The 17,475-nt window shown below is 58.9% G+C and carries 21 protein-coding genes and 1 tRNA gene; all 22 read right to left on the minus strand.

From position 1 onward, the window contains the following. Nucleotides 1-2: 2 nt before the first annotated feature. Entirely contained in the window at nt 3-881 is an 879-nt protein-coding gene (locus tag ACESLM_RS00795) for a heptaprenyl diphosphate synthase component 1 (RefSeq protein WP_372629074.1), read from the minus strand. 100 nt (nt 882-981) lie between these two features. Continuing rightward, nucleotides 982-1,527, minus strand: coding sequence for a hypothetical protein (locus ACESLM_RS00800; protein ID WP_372629076.1), 546 nt, complete (start codon nt 1,525-1,527; stop codon nt 982-984). A gap of 136 nt (nt 1,528-1,663) precedes the next feature. Beyond that, the gene (gene mtrB, locus ACESLM_RS00805; protein ID WP_094042753.1) at nt 1,664-1,882 is read right to left on the minus strand and encodes a trp RNA-binding attenuation protein MtrB; all 219 of its coding nucleotides are present in this window, start codon (nt 1,880-1,882) and stop codon (nt 1,664-1,666) included. 109 nt (nt 1,883-1,991) lie between these two features. Then, nucleotides 1,992-2,068 (minus strand) — tRNA-Pro (locus tag ACESLM_RS00810). 172 nt (nt 2,069-2,240) lie between these two features. Beyond that, entirely contained in the window at nt 2,241-2,513 is a 273-nt protein-coding gene (locus tag ACESLM_RS00815; protein WP_094042755.1) for an HU family DNA-binding protein, read from the minus strand. 112 nt (nt 2,514-2,625) lie between these two features. Then, nucleotides 2,626-3,618: an ABC transporter permease gene (locus ACESLM_RS00820; RefSeq protein ID WP_372629078.1), complete on the minus strand. Its 993-nt coding sequence runs from the start codon at nt 3,616-3,618 to the stop codon at nt 2,626-2,628. After that, nucleotides 3,615-5,138 carry a sugar ABC transporter ATP-binding protein gene (locus tag ACESLM_RS00825; protein WP_372629080.1) on the minus strand — a complete coding sequence of 508 codons (1,524 nt, stop codon included), beginning with the start codon at nt 5,136-5,138 and terminating at the stop codon, nt 3,615-3,617. The genes ACESLM_RS00820 and ACESLM_RS00825 overlap by 4 nt, the downstream gene beginning before the upstream one ends. Nucleotides 5,139-5,242: 104 nt before the next feature. Then, a complete protein-coding gene (locus tag ACESLM_RS00830; RefSeq protein ID WP_372629082.1) occupies nt 5,243-6,391 on the minus strand; it encodes a sugar ABC transporter substrate-binding protein in 1,149 nt (382 codons plus the stop codon). A 312-nt stretch (nt 6,392-6,703) separates the two neighbouring features. Beyond that, a complete protein-coding gene (gene spoIVA / locus ACESLM_RS00835; RefSeq protein WP_094042758.1) occupies nt 6,704-8,182 on the minus strand; it encodes a stage IV sporulation protein A in 1,479 nt (492 codons plus the stop codon). Nucleotides 8,183-8,424: 242 nt separating this feature from the next. After that, entirely contained in the window at nt 8,425-9,153 is a 729-nt protein-coding gene (locus tag ACESLM_RS00840) for a hypothetical protein (protein ID WP_372629084.1), read from the minus strand. 22 nt (nt 9,154-9,175) lie between these two features. Continuing rightward, a complete protein-coding gene (locus tag ACESLM_RS00845; protein WP_372629086.1) occupies nt 9,176-9,535 on the minus strand; it encodes a 2Fe-2S iron-sulfur cluster-binding protein in 360 nt (119 codons plus the stop codon). After that, nucleotides 9,532-10,131, minus strand: a complete 600-nt coding sequence (locus tag ACESLM_RS00850) for a nucleotidyltransferase family protein (protein WP_372629088.1) — start codon at nt 10,129-10,131, stop codon at nt 9,532-9,534. The genes ACESLM_RS00845 and ACESLM_RS00850 overlap by 4 nt, the downstream gene beginning before the upstream one ends. 21 nt (nt 10,132-10,152) lie before the next feature. After that, nucleotides 10,153-10,446 (minus strand): 2Fe-2S iron-sulfur cluster-binding protein, encoded by a 294-nt coding sequence (locus ACESLM_RS00855; RefSeq protein ID WP_372629090.1) that lies wholly within the window; start codon nt 10,444-10,446, stop codon nt 10,153-10,155. Nucleotides 10,447-10,475: 29 nt separating this feature from the next. Further along, the gene (locus ACESLM_RS00860) at nt 10,476-10,694 is read right to left on the minus strand and encodes a DUF2768 family protein (RefSeq protein WP_233162428.1); all 219 of its coding nucleotides are present in this window, start codon (nt 10,692-10,694) and stop codon (nt 10,476-10,478) included. Nucleotides 10,695-10,831: 137 nt separating this feature from the next. Continuing rightward, nucleotides 10,832-11,104: a stage VI sporulation protein F gene (locus tag ACESLM_RS00865; RefSeq protein WP_372629091.1), complete on the minus strand. Its 273-nt coding sequence runs from the start codon at nt 11,102-11,104 to the stop codon at nt 10,832-10,834. A gap of 84 nt (nt 11,105-11,188) precedes the next feature. Beyond that, nucleotides 11,189-12,238 carry an NAD(P)H-dependent glycerol-3-phosphate dehydrogenase gene (locus ACESLM_RS00870; protein ID WP_372629094.1) on the minus strand — a complete coding sequence of 350 codons (1,050 nt, stop codon included), beginning with the start codon at nt 12,236-12,238 and terminating at the stop codon, nt 11,189-11,191. Next, the gene (gene plsY / locus ACESLM_RS00875; RefSeq protein WP_372629096.1) at nt 12,228-12,845 is read right to left on the minus strand and encodes a glycerol-3-phosphate 1-O-acyltransferase PlsY; all 618 of its coding nucleotides are present in this window, start codon (nt 12,843-12,845) and stop codon (nt 12,228-12,230) included. Before plsY ends, ACESLM_RS00870 begins: the two co-directional genes overlap by 11 nt. Before the next feature lie 12 nt (nt 12,846-12,857). Next, a complete protein-coding gene (der, locus tag ACESLM_RS00880) occupies nt 12,858-14,180 on the minus strand; it encodes a ribosome biogenesis GTPase Der (protein WP_094042766.1) in 1,323 nt (440 codons plus the stop codon). A gap of 124 nt (nt 14,181-14,304) precedes the next feature. Further along, nucleotides 14,305-14,484, minus strand: coding sequence for a capping complex subunit for YIEGIA (locus ACESLM_RS00885; RefSeq protein ID WP_372629098.1), 180 nt, complete (start codon nt 14,482-14,484; stop codon nt 14,305-14,307). Beyond that, on the minus strand, nt 14,477-15,397 hold the full coding sequence (locus ACESLM_RS00890) for a YIEGIA family protein (protein ID WP_372629265.1): 921 nt from the start codon (nt 15,395-15,397) through the stop codon (nt 14,477-14,479). The genes ACESLM_RS00885 and ACESLM_RS00890 overlap by 8 nt, the downstream gene beginning before the upstream one ends. After that, nucleotides 15,397-16,026, minus strand: a complete 630-nt coding sequence (locus ACESLM_RS00895) for a hypothetical protein (RefSeq protein WP_372629100.1) — start codon at nt 16,024-16,026, stop codon at nt 15,397-15,399. Before ACESLM_RS00895 ends, ACESLM_RS00890 begins: the two co-directional genes overlap by 1 nt. Nucleotides 16,027-16,175: 149 nt before the next feature. After that, nucleotides 16,176-17,399 (minus strand): 30S ribosomal protein S1, encoded by a 1,224-nt coding sequence (rpsA, locus tag ACESLM_RS00900; protein ID WP_372629102.1) that lies wholly within the window; start codon nt 17,397-17,399, stop codon nt 16,176-16,178. Nucleotides 17,400-17,475 lie beyond the last annotated feature (76 nt).

The following is a 17,475-nucleotide window of genomic DNA, read 5'->3' on the forward strand; positions in this document are numbered from 1 at the left end:
GCCTATCCCAGCTCCTTCAATGCGGTTGCCCTCTGCTGTCCGGTCGCGGCCAGGAATGGCTCGAGCAGCGGCTGCAGCTCCTTCGTCAACTTGTCCGACTGAAGCCGCTGAATGAGCGACTGCAATTGGGCGGTGGATTGCCGCAGCCGCGCGCCCAGCTTCTCGGCCACGTCGTATTTATGAAGCAGCGTCTTAATCAGCCCGGCGTCTTCCTTGCCGTCGGCCAGCAAACGCCGATCCTCTTCCGAGCCTTCCTGCAAAATGTGCCAGACGCCCCAACTGCCCGGCAGCGAAGACGTTCTCTCCACTTTGCCGAGCTCCTGGAGCAGCAGCTCGCAGCGGCTGAACCGGTTGACGATGTCCGGCCACAGCTTGGCATGCACTCCGTTCATAACGGCGGTAAAAGAGAGGAAAAGCCCTGACTTTAATTCGGCGCCGATATGGAGATATTCCTCCGCGTTCATTTTCATCTGTTTCGCTTTGCCGTAGAAGCTCATCTTGAGCCGGTTAATGTCGCAGACCGCTTCGCTCAGACGGCGAATCGTCTCGATCTGTCCGGCTTGCGACAGCAGGTGGTAAAAGCGGCTGCTGAAATAGTCGCCGGCGAGTACGCGCAGCTGCTGGGTCCGCATCCCCTGCGTCCCGACCGCGGCGGCCCCGGTCGCGTTCTCAACCATGTCGTGGGTATCCAGACCCATCTGCACGAGCGACGTGACGACCGACAGCAAATCCTTCTGCGAAGCCGCGAGCGGCTGATGGCTTAACACGGTGTATAGCAAAGAAATCCTGCCATTCGGAAAATCAGGCAATTCCGTATGCAGGCTAATCATATCGTGGTTCATGTACTTGCCGGCCAATTGGTCAATACGTGATCTGCTCATTGCTTCCGCCTCCGAACTAGCTGCCAGGACACCGTTAACGACGTTTATCCTAACTAGTATAACATATCCTAGAAAAGCTCGCATAAGCCAAGGACTTTGTTCATGAATTTGCAAAATTTTCGAACCGGCCCTTGCCGGCCGCCGTAACCGTCCAACGAACGTTGGCGGAACGCCACGCGAGCTCCGCGTCCGGCTTCTCGGCCGCTAGCCTCAGCTTATCCAGTTCGTCTTCCGTCCAATCGGATTTTCGGGTTTCCGCCGCGAGCAGCAGCACCTTGCGCTCTCCGCGCGCTTCGAACACCCGCACGAGCACCTGCTTGACGTTGCGCATGTCCGAATACGCGAAATCCAGCAGCAGCGCGATATCGCGGCGGAGAACGCCCGGCTCGCGGTCCAGCAGATCGACCGCCAATATTCCATGATCCCAGCCGACCCGGATCGGCCGATTGCCGAGCTTAATCGCCGACAGCGCGTCCACGAGCCGGTCGTCCGTCAGCCGTTTGGTCGTCTCGGGCTCGAAGACGGATACCGTCGAGAGGCGTTGGTTCAGGCTCCGCTCGGCTGCCGGAAGCTGTCCGAGCAGCAGCACAATGGCGAATCCCGTCAACGCAAGCGCGGCCCACGAGAGATAGCGGCGGATAGGCATAGCGATTACCCCCTTATGCGAGCGTTCCGAGAGTCCGGATTGGACTGTCGGAACGACCTCTTCCTGCGAGAGGCTCCTCCATACCCATTGTACATATAAAAAGGGCAGGCTATGCCTGCGCCTCGCCACCGCTTATTCAGGCATCCGTCTCCACGGTTCCGTGCTTCGTCAGGATCGTCGCCTTGCCCCTGATCTTCATGGCGGAAGTATGGTCGGTGAACTGGACGATCAGCACCTCTCCCTTGTCCAGCTTCTCCGTATGGTGAAATTTCGTATCCTGTCCTCTCGTCAGCCCGATGACCTGCACGCCGCTGTCCTTGGCCTTAATGACGATGTATTCCTGTTCCGTATCCATGTTCGCAGCCCCCTTATGGTTTCATGATGAAGGAAAAGACGGAGCAATGTCAAACAAAAACTGCCTTCCCCCGGAACGCTCGGGCAGAAAGCAGTCTGTCGTTATGTCATGGTCGGAACGGAGAGATTCGAACTCTCGACCTCACCCACCCCAAGGGTGCGCGCTACCAGGCTGCGCCACGTCCCGTTCTAGCAATCTTGCGACACAAAAGGAATTATAGCACAGGGCGATCGAGCCGCGCAATAAGAAAGCGAAGACTATCTCCCGGAGCTTCCCGAAGGAAAATCGCGATAGATAGTCTCGGCGTTCTTATGGGCATATGAATGCCTCATCGGAAGGTCTGCGAGCCGCGAAGCTCTTACTTGATTCCATCTTTAAGGGCTTTGCCCGGCTTGAATGCGGGGATCTTCCCGGCCGGAATCTCGATTTCCACTCCGGTTTGCGGGTTACGGCCCTTGCGTGCGGAACGTTCGCGAACTTCGAAGTTGCCAAATCCGACGAGTTGGACTTTGTCTCCGCTTTGCAGCGCTTCGGAAATGACGTCGAACACGGCGTCTACCGCTTGCGTCGCGTCTTTCTTGGACAGGTCGGCCAATTCCGCCACTTTGGCAATCAATTCGGTTTTATTCAATGCGTTCACCTCCCCGATTAGATACGATGGCATGTTATCTGTTTATCCGTTTCATCAGAAATTATACACTCCGTTATCGCGAAGTTTCAAGCGCGGCGCGTATTTCGGCCGCTTATCGGCCTGCTTTTCGACGATTGAGGTGGATGAAGGTGACGGCAAGCGCCAGGACGAGAACGGCCCCTTTGATGATGTCGTTCGTATAGTACTGAACGTTCATCATCGTCAAACCGTTGACGAGAACCCCCATCAGCACCGCTCCGAAGAACGTTCCGACGATGTTCGGACGCCCTGCCGCGAACACCGAGTAGCCGACGAATACGGCGGCCACCGACTCCATCAGCATCGGAGCGCCGGCATCGATCTGACCGGAGCCGATCCGCGAGGCGAACAGGATGCCGCCGATCGCCGCGAAGATGCCCGAGGCGACGTAGGCCAGGGCGCGAACGCGCTTGACCTTCAGGCCGGAGAGGCGCGCCGCCTCCTCGTTGCCGCCGGTGATGATCATTTGCCGTCCCCAGCGCGTGTACTTGAAGAAGACGTGCGCGCCGATAACGGCAAGAAGCATCAGGATGACGGGGAACGGAACGCCCAGCAGCTTGCCTTGGCCGATCCACAGGAACGACTTGTCCATGACGCCGGGAGCGGTCGAGCCGTCCGGAAGCGGCATGTTGCTGTAGATCGAATACCCTTTCGTGTATGTCTTGTGAATGCCGTTGACGATGTACATGACCGCCAGCGTCGCCAGCAGATCCGGAATGCGGATCTTGACGATAAGCAAGGCGTTCAGCAGGCCGACGAGCGCGCCGACGAGCAGCGGAACGACCAGCACGACGACCAGCGGCATCTCATACCAGACCATCATCGTGGCCGTAATGACGGTCGACAGCGAGACGGTGGCCCCGACCGACAGATCGAAGCCGTCGACGGTCAGAGAGATCGTCACCCCGATCGCGACGAACGTCACGATCGAGATCGAGCGCAAAATGTCGGTAATGTTGCTGTACGTGAAGAAATATTCGTTCGTCAACGAGAAAAACAGAATGACCAGTCCGATGAAAATAAGCGCGCCGTATTTGAACGTAAACGGCAGCAGGCGATTTTTCACGCTAATTCCTCCCGTCCCGCACTCGCATAGTACAAGAGATCTTCTTGCGTAGCTTCGCCGCGGTTGAATGATTTTACAATCGCCCCGTCGCACATGACGAGAATCCGGTCCGCCAGGCCGAGCGCTTCGGCGAATTCGCAAGTCAAGTACAGAATGCCCTTGCCTTCTTGCGCGAGCTTCCCGATAATCCGGAAAATATCGCTCTTGGCTCCGACGTCGACGCCTTTGGTCGGTTCGTCGAACAGATAGACGTCGGCCTCGGTTCCGATCCACTTGCCGATCGCGACCTTCTGCTGGTTGCCGCCGCTCAAGAAGGCCGTTATTTGCGAGACCGAAGGCGTCTTGATGCCCAGATCGGCAATCTGCTTGTCCGCATAGCCGCGCTCGAACTTCCGGGACAAGAAGCCGAGCCTGCTGATCGACTTGAGCAGCGGCACGCTCAGGTTGTGCAGGACGGACTCGCGAACGAGAATGCCTTCCTTGCGCCGCTCCTCGGGCACGAGGGCGACGCCGGACCGAACCGCCTCGGCGGGCGAGCGTAGATCGGCCGGCTTGCCGCCTACGGTCACCGTTCCCTTATCGGCTTGATCGGCGCCGAACAGGACGCGGGACAATTCCGTCTTCCCGGCCCCGACAAGGCCGACGACGGCTACGATTTCCCCTCGCCTTACGTCGAGGTCGACTCCTCGCACCCTACGCCCCGATTCGAGTCCCCTCACCTGCAGCACCGGCTCTCCGAGCTTCGTCTCCAGCTTCGGATACTCCTCCTCGAAGCTTCTGCCGAGCATCGCCCTCACGACGCCTGCGGCGTCGATATTTTCCCTGTCTTCGGTCAGCACGCGTTCGCCGTCCCTCATGACGGTTATGCGATCGCAAATCCGGAACACTTCCGGCAATCGGTGCGAGATGAATATGACGCCGATGCCCGCCGCTTTAAGCCCCTGCATGATCCCGAACAGCTTCTCCGTCTCCTCGAGGCTGAGCGGCGCGGTCGGCTCGTCCAGAATGACGAATTTGGCGTTCTCGGCGAACAGCCTCGCGATCAGCACAAGCTGCTTCTCCGACAAGGTCAAATCCCGCACGAGCGTCCGCGGAGACAGCGTCAGTCCGATGCGCTCCAGCACCCTGGCAGCCTCGTCGTGCAGCTTGCCCCAACGAAGCCAGGCTTCCGTCCCCGACGTCGCCAGCCGGTCGAGAAAGATGTTCTCGGACACGCTCAGATGGGCGACCAGCGAGGTGTCTACCTCCTGGTAGACGCAGTGGATGCCGGCCTTCTTCGATTCGGCGGGAGACCGAAATACGTGCGAGCCTCCTGCGACCTCGATCGCGCCCTCGTCGGTCTCGTAAGCTCCCGACAATATTTTCATCAATGTGCTCTTGCCCGCGCCGTTGGCGCCGAGCAAAGCGTGAATCTCTCCGCCGCGAACGTTGAAGTCCACGTTCTTGAGCGCCTGAACGCCCGCGAACGACTTCGAGATGTTTTTCATGTTCAGCACGGAAGCTTGTTCGACCGCCGCCATCGGAACCCTGCCCCTTTCCCGAAGAGATGTGAATATCGCATGGACAGCAGGAAACGGCGCGGAATGTTCCCGCGCCGTGCCTTGCGTAGCCTTCGTTTGCTGAATTATTGCGCGCCTACGGCTTGCTCCAGCGCCCTCAAGTAATCCGTGTTGCCCAGATCGCTGCTTCCCCAGCCTTCGACGTATTGCGAAAGCTCGTCCGTCGTGATGACTTTATCCGTAGGAAGAGAGTCGCGGTGCACGAATACCGGCTCCAGCTGCACGACGGCGTCCGTCGTGTCGCCGTGGAACTTCTGGTACAGGTACCGCACTTGCACCGTGCCGATCGAAGTCGGATCGACCGCCGCGGACGCGACCCACGGACTCGTCGGATCTTGAATGATTTTCAAGTCCTCGTCGCTAAGGTCGATGCCGTACACTTTGATCTCGTCGCGGCCGGCTTGCTTGATCGCGTTGGACGCGCCTTTGGCGAATTCGTCCCAGGACGCCCATACCGCGGTGATGTCGCCTTTGTTCGGGTACTGCTTCAGAACGGCTTCCATTCTGTTCTGCGTGTCGAGCTGCGGGTTGCTGGCATCGCCGAACGCGGCGATTTCCTTGATGTCCGGATATTTCTCGGTGAACGCTTTGTAGGAGATTTGACGGCTCTCCATCGGAGGGAAACCGGCTACCCATACTTTGACGATGTTGCCCTTGCCGCCGGCTTCTTCGGCCAGCTTCTCCAGCGTGTACTCGGCCAGCAGCTGGTCGTTCTGCGCCAGGTTCGTAATGCCTTCGAAGTCGTTCAGGCCGGAGTCGAACGCGACGATCGGAATGCCCGCTTCCTTCGCCTTGTTCAGTCCGTTCGTCAGAGCCGCGGCGTCGCCGTGGTCGACCAGGATGCCGTCGAACTTCTGGTTAACGGCGGAATCCAGGTTGGCCGCCATCTTCGCCAGATCGTTCTCGGAAGCGAGGACGGTCACTTCGCCGCCGAACTTCGCGACTTGCTTCTTCACGCCGTCCACGTATTGAGCGGAGAACGTGCCGGTGTTGAAACGCATGACGAGCGCGATTCTCTTGCCTTTAAGCGCTTCGATGCTTGCGTCCTGGGACGGTTCGGCGGATGCCGATTCGGAAGCAGCTGCGGATGCCGAAGGCGATGCCGGTGAGGAGCTGCCCGCGTTGTTTTCTTCTTTTTTGCCGCAGGCCGCCAGCACCAATACGAGCGTCAGCGCGAGCGCGATCCAGGACAGTTTGGATTTCCGTTGTTTCATCTCTCTGTGGCCTCCCATTTCATATCTTGCTATGGATGATAGAATTACTATAAACAGTTAATCCGAGTATGTCAATCGGCTTTTGAATAATAATGCAAGAAACCGTACTCTCTCTATCTATCGTCTCTGCCGAATCCATCACACCATTCTAGGAGAATTCTCGCCAATTGACAATATCCGAGTTTATATCTTCTTTTAATTGACAATAGTTTTGCGCTTACATTTCCTATGATGGAACCCGGAGATAAAATAAAAACGCCGAATCGGCCACGAATGGCGATTCGGCGCTTTAAGCGAAGCGTATTAAGCAGCTTACAGAATGATGGCGATCAACCCGCCCGAGCCTTCGTTGATGATGCGGCCGAGCGTCTCCTGCAGCTTGTAGCGGGCATTGTCGGGCATCATCGCGATTTTGCCCTGGATGCCTTCGCGGACGATCGAATGCAGCGAGCGTCCGAAAATATCGGATTCCCAAATCTTGATCGGATCGTTCTCGAAATCCTGCATCAGGTAGCGCACGAGCTCCTCGCTCTGCTTCTCCGTGCCGATGATCGGCGCGAATTCGGATTCGACGTCGACGCGGATCATGTGAATCGAAGGCGCGGTCGCTTTCAGCCGGACGCCGAAGCGCGAGCCTTGGCGGATGAGCTCCGGCTCGTCGAGCACCATCTCGGCAAGAGAAGGAGCGGCGATGCCGTAGCCGGTCGTCTTGACCATCTCGAGCGCTTCCGAGAAACGGTCGTATTCCCGCTTCGCGTGGGAGAACTCCTGCATGAGCTGCAGCAGGTGGTCCTTGCCGCGAATTTCCGTGCCGACGACTTCCATCAGGATTTTGTCGTACAGCTCGTCGGGAGCGTACAGGTCGATCTCGGCAACCCCTTGGCCCATGTTCATGCCGCTGAGGCCCGCCCTGGCGACGAAGTCGTACTCCATGAACTGAGAGACGACGCGCTCGACGTCCCGCAGGCGCCGGATGTCCTTGACCGTCTCCCGCACCGAGTTCTCGTAAGCGGAACGCAGCCAGTGGCCCTCGTTCAGCACCATGACCCAGCTCGGCAGGTTGACGTTGACCTCGTGTACGGGGAACTCGTACAGCACTTCGCGCAGCACGCCCATGACGTCCTCTTCGCCCATCGTAGCGGCGCTGACCGTCATGACCGGAATATCGTATTTAGCCGCCAGCTCGCCGCGAAGCGCCTGCGCTTCTTCGCTCTTCGGCCGAGCGGAGTTGACGATCAGTACGAAAGGCTTGCCGACTTCCTTCAGCTCGTTGACGACCCGTTCTTCGGCGTCCACGTAAGCGCTGCGCGGAATTTCCGCGATCGTGCCGTCCGTCGTCACGACGACGCCCAGCGTCGAGTGCTCCTGGATGACCTTGCGCGTGCCGATCTCGGCCGCTTCCTGGAAAGGAATCGGATCTTCGAACCAAGGCGTCGTAATCATGCGCGGTCCGCCTTCGTCTTCGAAGCCTTTGGCTCCGTCGACCGTATAGCCCACGCAATCGACCAGGCGCACGTTCACTTCGAGCCCCTCGGCCACCTTAAGCTGCACCGCGTTGTTCGGCACGAACTTCGGCTCGGTCGTCATGATCGTGCGGCCCGCCGCGCTCTGCGGCAGCTCGTCGATCGCTCTGACTCGATCGGCCTCCGAGGCGATATTAGGTAAAACAACGGTTTCCATAAACCGTTTGATAAAGGTCGATTTGCCCGTGCGGACGGCACCCACGACCCCGAGGTAGATATCGCCGCCGGTGCGTTCGGCGATATCCTTGAAAATGTCCACTTTTTCCACTGAGATTCCCTCCCATCGTAATCGCGAAACTTTCGTGACCCGCCGTCAGGGCGGAACTCGTACACGAACTTGGACTGGTAACATTGTATGTGCGATTGCCACGAATATGACGCCGCCCGCACAAAATGTTTGCCGGCAAGCCCTCGCCTGCCGGGTACTCCTTTGTTTCCCTCATGAGCATATGAAAAAAGAGAGACACGTATGTCATCTCTCTTCATCTTTTTATCAAATTAAGATGTTCCTCACGGAACGATAGCTTGAGGATCTCCGTCGATCCAGCGGTATTCCGGAGAACGCACGGGCACGTAATAGGATTCTTCGATCAAGACGCGCCGGAGATCTTCGTTCGGAGCCGGTTCCGTCCCCGTCTTCTTCGCCGCCGTCGCAATGTCGATGCCGTAGTCCGCATACACTTTCCCATGTTCGTCCACGAGCCAGTTCAGCGTCTGATTCGAAAACATGCTGCGAACTCCCGGATCCTTCATGCCCAGCTTGGCAAAATCGACCGAGCGAAACCCGGGATACATCTCGTCTCCCGCGGCAAGGCGATTGCCCCGCGACGAGCGATATTGATCCATCTTCTTCTGCACGCCGTCCACCGCCTGGAACGCGGTCACGTCGAGCAGCCTGACGAGAGGCTTCGTCTCCTCGTCGACGACCAGAAACTGATAATGGCCACCGTTCTCGAAAGCCGCGGAAGGAATATGGCCGATAAAACCCATTCTCTTAAGCTTGCCGAGATCGACTTTGTATTTCTCGTAGAGCGGCACCGTCTCGTCCGCGTTCTGGATCGGCAGCACGCCGGTCTGTTCCCGATAGCGGTCGACGGCGTCCTGGACCGTCAGCACCGCCTCTCTGGCTGTCGCGTCGTTGCGCGGCGTTCGGTCCTCCGGATAGAGACACCCCGTCAGAGCGACGAGCAGCAGCGCCGCAACCGCCAATCCGGATGTTTGCCAAAAACGAACTTTCATTGGTCAGCCCCCTGTATTCCCTCTAACTCCACCAATCGTCCTCCTGCTGCTGTTCCGCCAGCTTCTTGCGAATCGCCGCCTTAAGCGGGTCTTCGGGCACGGTTACAGTGACGTCTCCCTGCGCTCGCGCCTGGCACGACAGTCGAACGCCCTCGGACAGCAGCGAGCCCAGCTTGCGAATCTCGGCCTGCGTCGGCGGGCTCAAGGAGGCCGCCTGCTCGGCCGACACGTTCACCTTGCACATCAGACAGCCGGCCACTCCTCCGCAGCGCGTGCGAATCGAGACGCCGGCCCGGCGCGAAGCTTCCAGCAGCGTCGATCCCGGCCGGACGGATGCGCTCCGCCCGTCAGGCTCGAACGCGACTTCATGCCGCCGGGTCACGGCCCTTCCTCCCCCGAAGCGGACGCTTCCGCAAGCCGGAGCGCCTGTTCGGCCACGTGCGGAGCCAGCCGGTTCCGTTCCAGAAGCGTCCGCAGCTTCGGCAGATGCCTGCCCGGTTCCGCGGCAATCAGCTTGCCCGCGAGCTCCGCCCGATCCGGCCGCTCCCGAAGCAAATTAAAGATCAGCTCGTGTCCGAGCGGAACGACCGGCAGAGCGATAGCGCCCATCTCGATCCGGTCGCATGCCGGGTATAGAATCTCTCTCACTTCCGTCATATACACCGATTCCTTCGCGGACACACGAAATCCGCCGACCAGCTCGACCATCGCCCCCGCTATCCGGTAATGCGACAGCGTGGAACGGTATCGGTCCGTCACGCTGTTCTCCGGAACGTCCAATTCGTAAGCGGCGAGCAGACGATGGGCAAGCCCGACGTCCTGTTCGTCGACGTAAATGTCGAGATCCCGAGGCGGCCGTCCCAGGTCCGCCCCCCGAAGCGCCAGCCCCGTGCTGCCTCCGACCACGTAGCGGACTTCCCCGCTTCCAAGCGCCGAGGCCAGCTCGGCCAAGGCGTCTATCGGAACATCGCTCTCCATAACGGCCACTTCCATTCTGACTTAGAAATACGTTTTGTTAACGGCTTTAATAACGCCTTCCCGTTCGACGATCGCCTGGCATCCGAGCCGGTAACCCGCGTCCAGTTCATCCGGACCGAGCCGGTCCCACTCCGCGTCGCTCGACTCCGAGAGCAGCTCCGCTCCCTCCTGCACGATGCAGCGGCATCTCGCGCAAGTGCCCCTGGAGCAATTGAATTGCCAGTCTACGGACGATTCCTGGGCGATCTTGAGCAAGCTTTTGCCGATTTGCGTTTCGACGGATTTCGTGAGGGTTCGTCCCGTTAAAGTAATCATGCTAGCCGACCCCGTTTCAATTATAAGCGCTATATAATAGAAATTAGACCGCAGATCATGCCGTAGATCAGCACGACGACCGCGATGAGCGTAAGCACCAGACGGACCCAGCCCTTCGTCTTGTTGCGGGCGTATGTAATAATAAGAGCCGCGATGACCATCAGTCCGATTCCGACGAACGACATCCACATCTTGCTCATCGGATCCAGTTTGGCCGCCGCATAGGCTTGAAGCATAAGAACCATCATTTGTCGCCTCCCTCTCCCAATCCGCTCAAATGCTTTATATTATACCATTCGACACGAAAGATGACAAAAGACGAGCCTCCGAAGTCGAAAGAAAACCCGCGCGCGCCAGCTTCGGCAAGCGGCGACACGCGGGCAAGTTACTTCTTGATCATCATTTTGACGAGCGACTCCAGGCTGTTCAGGTTCATCCCGCTTTTCCTCACGGTGCTGATGATCTCCTTGACCGTCTCGTCGGACACCGGAATGTTCGCCATCGCGGACACTTGCTTGATCAACTGCTTCATCTGCGCGTCGCTCTGCATCGTGCCGGGCGTCACGCCGCCCGCGATTTTTTTGATCGATTTCTCGGAAATGTTTTTGCCGGCTTTCTTGTTGACCGCGCCAAGCAGATCCTTCGGAAATTTGTCCATGCTTCCCCTCCTCCGGGTATTTGCACTGCATCCTATGAGGAGAAAAACGAGAAGGTGTGGGCGATTCGCATTTCCTTGCGGACCTTAACCCAACGTGCGGCCGCGGCGGACTTCCGAAGCGACCTCTTCGATCTCGTGCGTCTTCACGCGCCCCATCAGCGCTTCCACCGCCTGTCCCGGAGGCCGGCCTTCGAACAGCACGGCGTACAACTGGTCCGTGATCGGCATTTCGACGCCGTGGCGACGGGCGAGCACGTGCGCCGATTTCGTCGTCCGGACGCCCTCGACGACCATCCCCATCCGCTCGAGCACTTCGTCCAGGGGCAATCCCTGAGCGAGCATCGAGCCCGCCCGCCAGTTGCGGCTGTGCTGACTCGTGCAGGTAACGATCAAGTCCCCGACGCCGGCGAGCCCCGCGAACGTAAGCGTATTGGCTCCCATCGCTTCACCCAGCCTGGCGATCTCCGCCAAGCCCCGCGTTATCAGCGCCGCTTTGGCGTTGTCGCCATAGCCGAGTCCGTCCGACAGCCCCGCTCCCAACGCGATGATGTTTTTGATCGCTCCGGCCGTCTCGACCCCGACGCTGTCCGGATTCGTATAGACGCGGAAATACGAGCTGTTCATGAACAAATCCTGGGCCGCCTCCGCACAGGCGATCTCCTTGGCCGCAACGACGATTGTCGTCGGGTTCCGCCGAATGACTTCTTCCGCGTGGCTTGGTCCCGACAGGACGACGATATGCTGCTCGGAACGGCCCAGCTCCTCCGACAGCACGGTGGACATCCGTTTTAAGCTGTCGGTTTCGAAGCCTTTGGTCGCATGGATAACAAGCGCGTCTTCACGTATGTAACCCGCCGCCTGCCGGGCGACGTCGCGCATCGCTGAAGACGGGGACACGAACAGAACCGCCTCCGCGTCTTGAACGGCTTCCGCCATATCGGTCGTAGCCGCGATGCCCTCCGGAATTTCCGCGCCGGGAAGAAACTTCTCGTTGCGGCGCAGCCGGTTGATTTCGTCGGCTTGCGCCGGATTGCGCGTCCAGAGCAGGACGCGGTGTCCATTGTCCGCGAGTACGCGAGCGAGCGCCGTTCCCCAGCTTCCCGCCACTAGGACGGCCACTTTCTTAAGCGCCATGAGGTTCACCCTTTTTGCCGCTGCCGAGTTTATTTTCCGTGCCGTTGATCAGCTTCACGATATTTTTGCGGTGCCGGACGATCGCCAGCACGGCTACAACGAGCGCGCCCCACAGGAACGCCGGATCCTTGTCGAACAGAAAAACGAAGATCGGAAGCAATACGGCGAAAATCATCGAGCCGAGCGATACGTACCGGGTCAGCGCGATGACGAGAATGGCGGCGATGCCGGCGATCAGCGTCGGAAGGAACGCCCATACGACCAATGCGCCGATCGTCGTGGCGATCCCTTTGCCGCCCTTGAACCGGAAGTAGATCGGCCAGTTGTGGCCCCCGATCGCGGCCAAGCCGCATGCGACTTCCACGGCCGCATTCCCTTCCCCGAGCCACAGGCCGATGAGCACGCCCGCCGAGCCTTTGGCGATGTCCAGCAGGAAGACGGCGATGGCCGGCCCCTTGCCCAGCACGCGCAAGGTGTTCGTCGCTCCCGCGTTGCCGCTGCCGTGCTCCCGGATATCGATCTTCTTTAGCCAACGGGCGGCGAGAATGCTGAATGAGATCGAGCCGAGCAAATAACTGACGATAATCGCGATAATCGTGTTTAACACGTACGGTCTCCCCTATTCTTGATCGGACTTCTTGCGGGTGAACAGCCTCAGCGGCGTGCCCTCGAACGCGAATGCCGCCCGAATCTTGTTCTCCAAATAACGCTCATAAGAGAAATGCATCAATTCGGGGTCGTTGACGAATATGAGCATCGTCGGCGGTTTGACGGCGATCTGCGTCGCGTAGTTGATGCGCAGCCTGCGTCCTTTGTCCGTCGGAGGAGGGTTGATCGCGATCGCGTCGCTCAAAATGTCGTTCAGCACGTTCGTCGGCACGCGAAGCGCATGCTGCTCGGCCACGTGATTGATGACGGGGAACAGCTTCGTCAGACGCTGCTTCGTGAGCGCGGACAGAAATACGACGGGGGCGTAAGTCATGAACAGAAACTGCTCGCGGATCGAGTTCGTAAAGTGCTGCATCGTCTTGTCGTCCTTCTCGACGACGTCCCACTTGTTCACGACGAAAATGGCGGCTTTGCCGTTCTCGTGCGCGTAGCCTGCAATATGTTTGTCCTGCTCGATGATGCCTTCTTCCCCGTTGATGACGACCAGCACGACGTCCGCGCGCTCGATCGCCTGCATCGCCCGCATGACGCTGTATTTCTCCGTCGATTCGTACACTTTGCCGCGCTTGCGCATGCCGGCCGTATCGATCAGCACGTATTTCTGGCCGTCCTTCTCGAACGGAGTATCGATCGCGTCGCGCGTCGTGCCGGCGATGTTGCTGACGATGACGCGCTCTTCTCCGAGAATCGCGTTCACGAGCGACGACTTGCCGACGTTGGGTCGACCGATCAGCGCCACCTTGATGACGTCGTCGTTGTATTCCTGGTCTTCCTTAACGGGAAGCTTGCTCACCGCCGCGTCGAGCAAATCCCCGATCCCCGTCCCGTGCGAGCCGGACAGCGGCAGCGGATCTCCGAAGCCGAGCGAGTAGAACTCGTAAATATCGTCCATGCGCTGCAGGTTATCGACCTTGTTCACGCCAAGCACGATCGGCTTGCGCGAGCGGAACAGCATCTGCGCCACTTCTTCGTCCGCGTTGGTGACCCCGGCCTTGGCGTCGACCATGAATATAATGACGTCGGCTTCCTCGATGGCGAGCTCCGCCTGCATTCTCACGGAACGCAACAAGCTGTCCTCGCCGTCGATCTCGATGCCTCCGGTGTCGATAATGTTGAAGGAACGCCCGTTCCATTCGCCCGTCCCGTACAGACGGTCTCTCGTGACGCCCGGCTTGTCTTCGACGATCGCCAGTCTGTCGCCGATGATCCGGTTAAAAATCGTAGATTTGCCGACGTTAGGCCGTCCTACGATCGCAATAATCGGTCTTGCCATGTTGGTTTCCACTCCTCAATAGATCCGGCCGTCCTCTTGCATGGGCGTCGGTATCTGAAACAATCGCAAATTTCATCATACCAAAAATCGGGCGGCTTGGCTAACGGATATTGCCATTTTCGAGCTATTTCCGCTCTACGATAATGAACAAGTCTTCGTTGATCGTGTGGGCCGCGCAGTCCAAAATCTTCTCCAACAGATGAGCCACCTTCTGCAATTGTTCTCTGTCCTCGGCGTATAAGATCGGAGCGCCGCCTCCGACCTCCTCGCGTCTGGTCGTCACGATGCCTACGATTCTAGCCATTGGATTCCGCCTCCTCCAAGCTCTTGCGGTTCGCCTTCGTCGGCTTGCGCACGGCCGCTTCCAGCAGCGGCACGCCGCTTACCGCCTCGTAGGCTTTGTCCGCGTCCTTCTCCCGAGGCAGCACGAGCAGTCCCAACTGTCCCGTGCGCAAGCCGAGCTTGGCGATCGGGAGCAGTCCCGGATCGCCGTCGTCGCGGTACACGCCGAGCCGGGTCGACACGTCGTGCAGAATCGCCTGGCGCTGACCGAGATTGGCGATCGTCACCCGGGCGTCGTCGCTCCTGGGCGTCAGGATAAAGCCCATCCCCTGCTCGCGAATAATTTCCCTGTTCTCGTCCAGGCCGACGTTCATCATATAGATATCCCCGACGTACAGGTTCGGTCCGTCCAGCTTGATCGGCGCCGCCTCCACCGAGGCGATATGGGATATTTTCTTCCCTCTCATGAACAAGTGCGAGAACACCAAAGAGAGAACGCCCGCCGCCAGCCCCGCCCACCAGTGAATCCACTGGGCGAACAGACTGGTCAGCAGCGCGGTGACGATCGCCAAGTAATTGCGCCCTTCGAACACGACGGCAATTCCTTCGATATACGCCGCTCCTCGCGGGACAAGCTCCAGATCGTCGACCGCCGTCAGCGTGTTGCGTTCCATATTGCGGACTTCGCGGAACTGCTGGGCCGCAAGAGACAGAAAGGTAATCGCCGTGTAGTCTTTATTGAATAACGCCGGAACGGCGACGGCTCCTAGCGCGCCTGCGATCAGTCCGAGCGCCAGATGGATGATTTTGCCGTGCGGATACGCCGGGTACTGCCGGTAATCGCTGCGCAGCATGGCGATTCGGGCGACCATCCCGAAGGCCGTCCCCATCGCGACCGCGGTCAGCTCTTTATGAGAATGCAGCCAGTCCAGCATCATGATCTTTGTCCTCCTCTTCCCCCGCCCGATCTGACCGCCCATTTCCTCCCCTGTTCGCCCGCCGCCTTCGCGAACGTCGTCCACAGCCTGGCGCAGAGAATGGCGATCCACCACGCCTGAAGCCCCTCATCCGGGGCGCCGGCCGGAAGCGCATCCGCCTGAGCCCGCAGAACAGCGTGAGCGACTTCATTCAAGACCAGGCAGACCGATACCGCTACCGCCTGTTCGGACGCGGAGCGGAGCAGCAGACCGGCCAGCCAGCCGATCAGCGCCGCGATCGCCCACGACGCTCCGTCCGGCTCGAAGCCGGAAGGGATAAAGATCAGTCGCCCGGCCAATATCGCGACCGATCCGACCAGCAGCCCCCCGGACGCGGACGTCCATCTTCTGGCCGCCGGCATGAGCGCGCCTGCCAGCATGACGGAAAACAGCGTCCATACCCACGCCCCGTTCACCGATATATCGTCGGTGATTGTAACTTTTCCAAGCCACGCCAAAGGCCATACCGCCAGGAACAAGCCTGCCGCCCAGCCGGGCAAATCTTCCGTCGTCTCTTCCCTCCAGCCGCTCCACCACAATATCGCAGCGACCAGCCACAGAAATGCGGCGCCGTACAGTGGCGACATCTCTCCACCTCCAGTCTGTAGTATGCGCCTTACGGACAGTAAAACATCCCTTGCATGACCCGTTCGGTCTTCCGCGCCTTCCGCCCCGCCTACAACGCAAAGAGGAGCCATCCCGCAATGGGACGGCTCCTCCGATAAAACGATGACGATTACTTGAATTTGCTCAGCTTGTCGCCGAAGCGCTCTCCAAGGTTAAAGCTCATGCTTTCCGCAGGAGGCAGGTTCGACTCTTCGCGCGGCGCGCGCGGTGCGCGAGCTTCGCGTTCCGGACGAGCCGGCGCTTCTTCCGTCTCTTTGATAGAGAGGGAAACGCGCTTCTCGGCAGGGTTGAAGTCCAGCACTTTAGCTTGAACTTCTTGACCTTCCTTCAGCACTTCGTGAGGCGTCGCGATATGGCGATGCGCGATTTGCGAAATGTGAACGAGACCTTCGACGCCCGGAGCGATCTCGACGAATGCGCCGAAGCTGACCAGACGCTTGACAACGCCGGTGACGATGTCGCCGATGTTGAATTGGCCAACGGCCGATTCCCACGGACCCGGTTGAGCGGCTTTGATGCTCAAGGAGATTTTGCCGATCGACGGATCGACCTTCAACACCTTCACCTTAACATCCTGGCCTTCGGATACGACATCCGCAGGATGAGCAACATGCTGCCATGCGATCTCGGATACGTGAACAAGGCCGTCGATGCCGCCGATGTCCACGAACGCGCCGAACGGAGTCAGGCGCTGCACTTTGCCTTCCAGCACTTGGCCCGGCTCGAGGCTGCTCATGATTTGCTGTTTCTTCTCTTCGTATTCGGCTTCCAGCACGTCTTTGGCGGACAGAATGACCTTGTTGTTCTCGCGGTCGATTTCTTTGACCTTGACTTTGATCGTGCGGCCCTTGTACGAGCTGAAGTCTTCTACGAAATGACGCTCCACCATGGAAGCCGGAATAAATCCGCGTACGCCTACGTCGGCAACGAGGCCGCCTTTGACGACGTCGGTAATGACGACTTCGAAAGCTTCGCCGTTGTCGGACTTCGCTTGCAGCTCATCCCATGCGCGCGGAGCGTCCGCTTGGCGCTTGGACAGCACGAGCGATTCTTTGGCATCGTTGATGCTGACGATTTTCGCTTCGACCTCTTGGCCGATCTGCACCGCCTCGGCAGCATTGTCGATGTTCACGGAGGAAAGCTCGCGCAACGGAATAACGCCGTCGTATTTATATCCAAGGCTAACGTACGCTTGGTTGTCGTCGATTTTGACCACCGTACCTTTCACGGTGTCCCCTTTCTTCAAGGTTACGACATTTTCCAGTGCGTCCTGGCTGACGGTATCCGCCACCGGCTCTGCCGCAGTTTCCTGAACGTTGATTTCTTCAGACATGGAAATTACCTCCTCAGATCTACCCCAACTTTATTTAAACCCGCTGCAACCCGGCCTTCCGGTCTCGCGCTGCGCG

The organism is Cohnella sp., assembly GCF_041641335.1.
Classification (GTDB): domain Bacteria; phylum Bacillota; class Bacilli; order Paenibacillales; family Paenibacillaceae; genus Cohnella.

Coding starts and splice junctions, on each gene's coding strand:
- ACESLM_RS00795 (WP_372629074.1), bottom strand. CDS start 881: ATGAGCAGATCACGTATTGACCAATTGGCCGGCAAGTACATGAACCAC.
- ACESLM_RS00800 (WP_372629076.1), bottom strand. CDS start 1,527: ATGCCTATCCGCCGCTATCTCTCGTGGGCCGCGCTTGCGTTGACGGGA.
- mtrB (WP_094042753.1), bottom strand. CDS start 1,882: ATGGATACGGAACAGGAATACATCGTCATTAAGGCCAAGGACAGCGGC.
- ACESLM_RS00825 (WP_372629080.1), bottom strand. CDS start 5,138: ATGGCGGCGGTCGAACAAGCTTCCGTGCTGAACATGAAAAACATCTCG.
- ACESLM_RS00830 (WP_372629082.1), bottom strand. CDS start 6,391: ATGAAACAACGGAAATCCAAACTGTCCTGGATCGCGCTCGCGCTGACG.
- ACESLM_RS00840 (WP_372629084.1), bottom strand. CDS start 9,153: ATGAAAGTTCGTTTTTGGCAAACATCCGGATTGGCGGTTGCGGCGCTG.
- ACESLM_RS00850 (WP_372629088.1), bottom strand. CDS start 10,131: ATGGAGAGCGATGTTCCGATAGACGCCTTGGCCGAGCTGGCCTCGGCG.
- ACESLM_RS00855 (WP_372629090.1), bottom strand. CDS start 10,446: ATGATTACTTTAACGGGACGAACCCTCACGAAATCCGTCGAAACGCAA.
- ACESLM_RS00860 (WP_233162428.1), bottom strand. CDS start 10,694: ATGATGGTTCTTATGCTTCAAGCCTATGCGGCGGCCAAACTGGATCCG.
- ACESLM_RS00865 (WP_372629091.1), bottom strand. CDS start 11,104: ATGGACAAATTTCCGAAGGATCTGCTTGGCGCGGTCAACAAGAAAGCC.
- ACESLM_RS00870 (WP_372629094.1), bottom strand. CDS start 12,238: ATGGCGCTTAAGAAAGTGGCCGTCCTAGTGGCGGGAAGCTGGGGAACG.
- der (WP_094042766.1), bottom strand. CDS start 14,180: ATGGCAAGACCGATTATTGCGATCGTAGGACGGCCTAACGTCGGCAAA.
- ACESLM_RS00885 (WP_372629098.1), bottom strand. CDS start 14,484: ATGGCTAGAATCGTAGGCATCGTGACGACCAGACGCGAGGAGGTCGGA.
- ACESLM_RS00890 (WP_372629265.1), bottom strand. CDS start 15,397: ATGCTGGACTGGCTGCATTCTCATAAAGAGCTGACCGCGGTCGCGATG.
- ACESLM_RS00895 (WP_372629100.1), bottom strand. CDS start 16,026: ATGTCGCCACTGTACGGCGCCGCATTTCTGTGGCTGGTCGCTGCGATA.
- rpsA (WP_372629102.1), bottom strand. CDS start 17,399: ATGTCTGAAGAAATCAACGTTCAGGAAACTGCGGCAGAGCCGGTGGCG.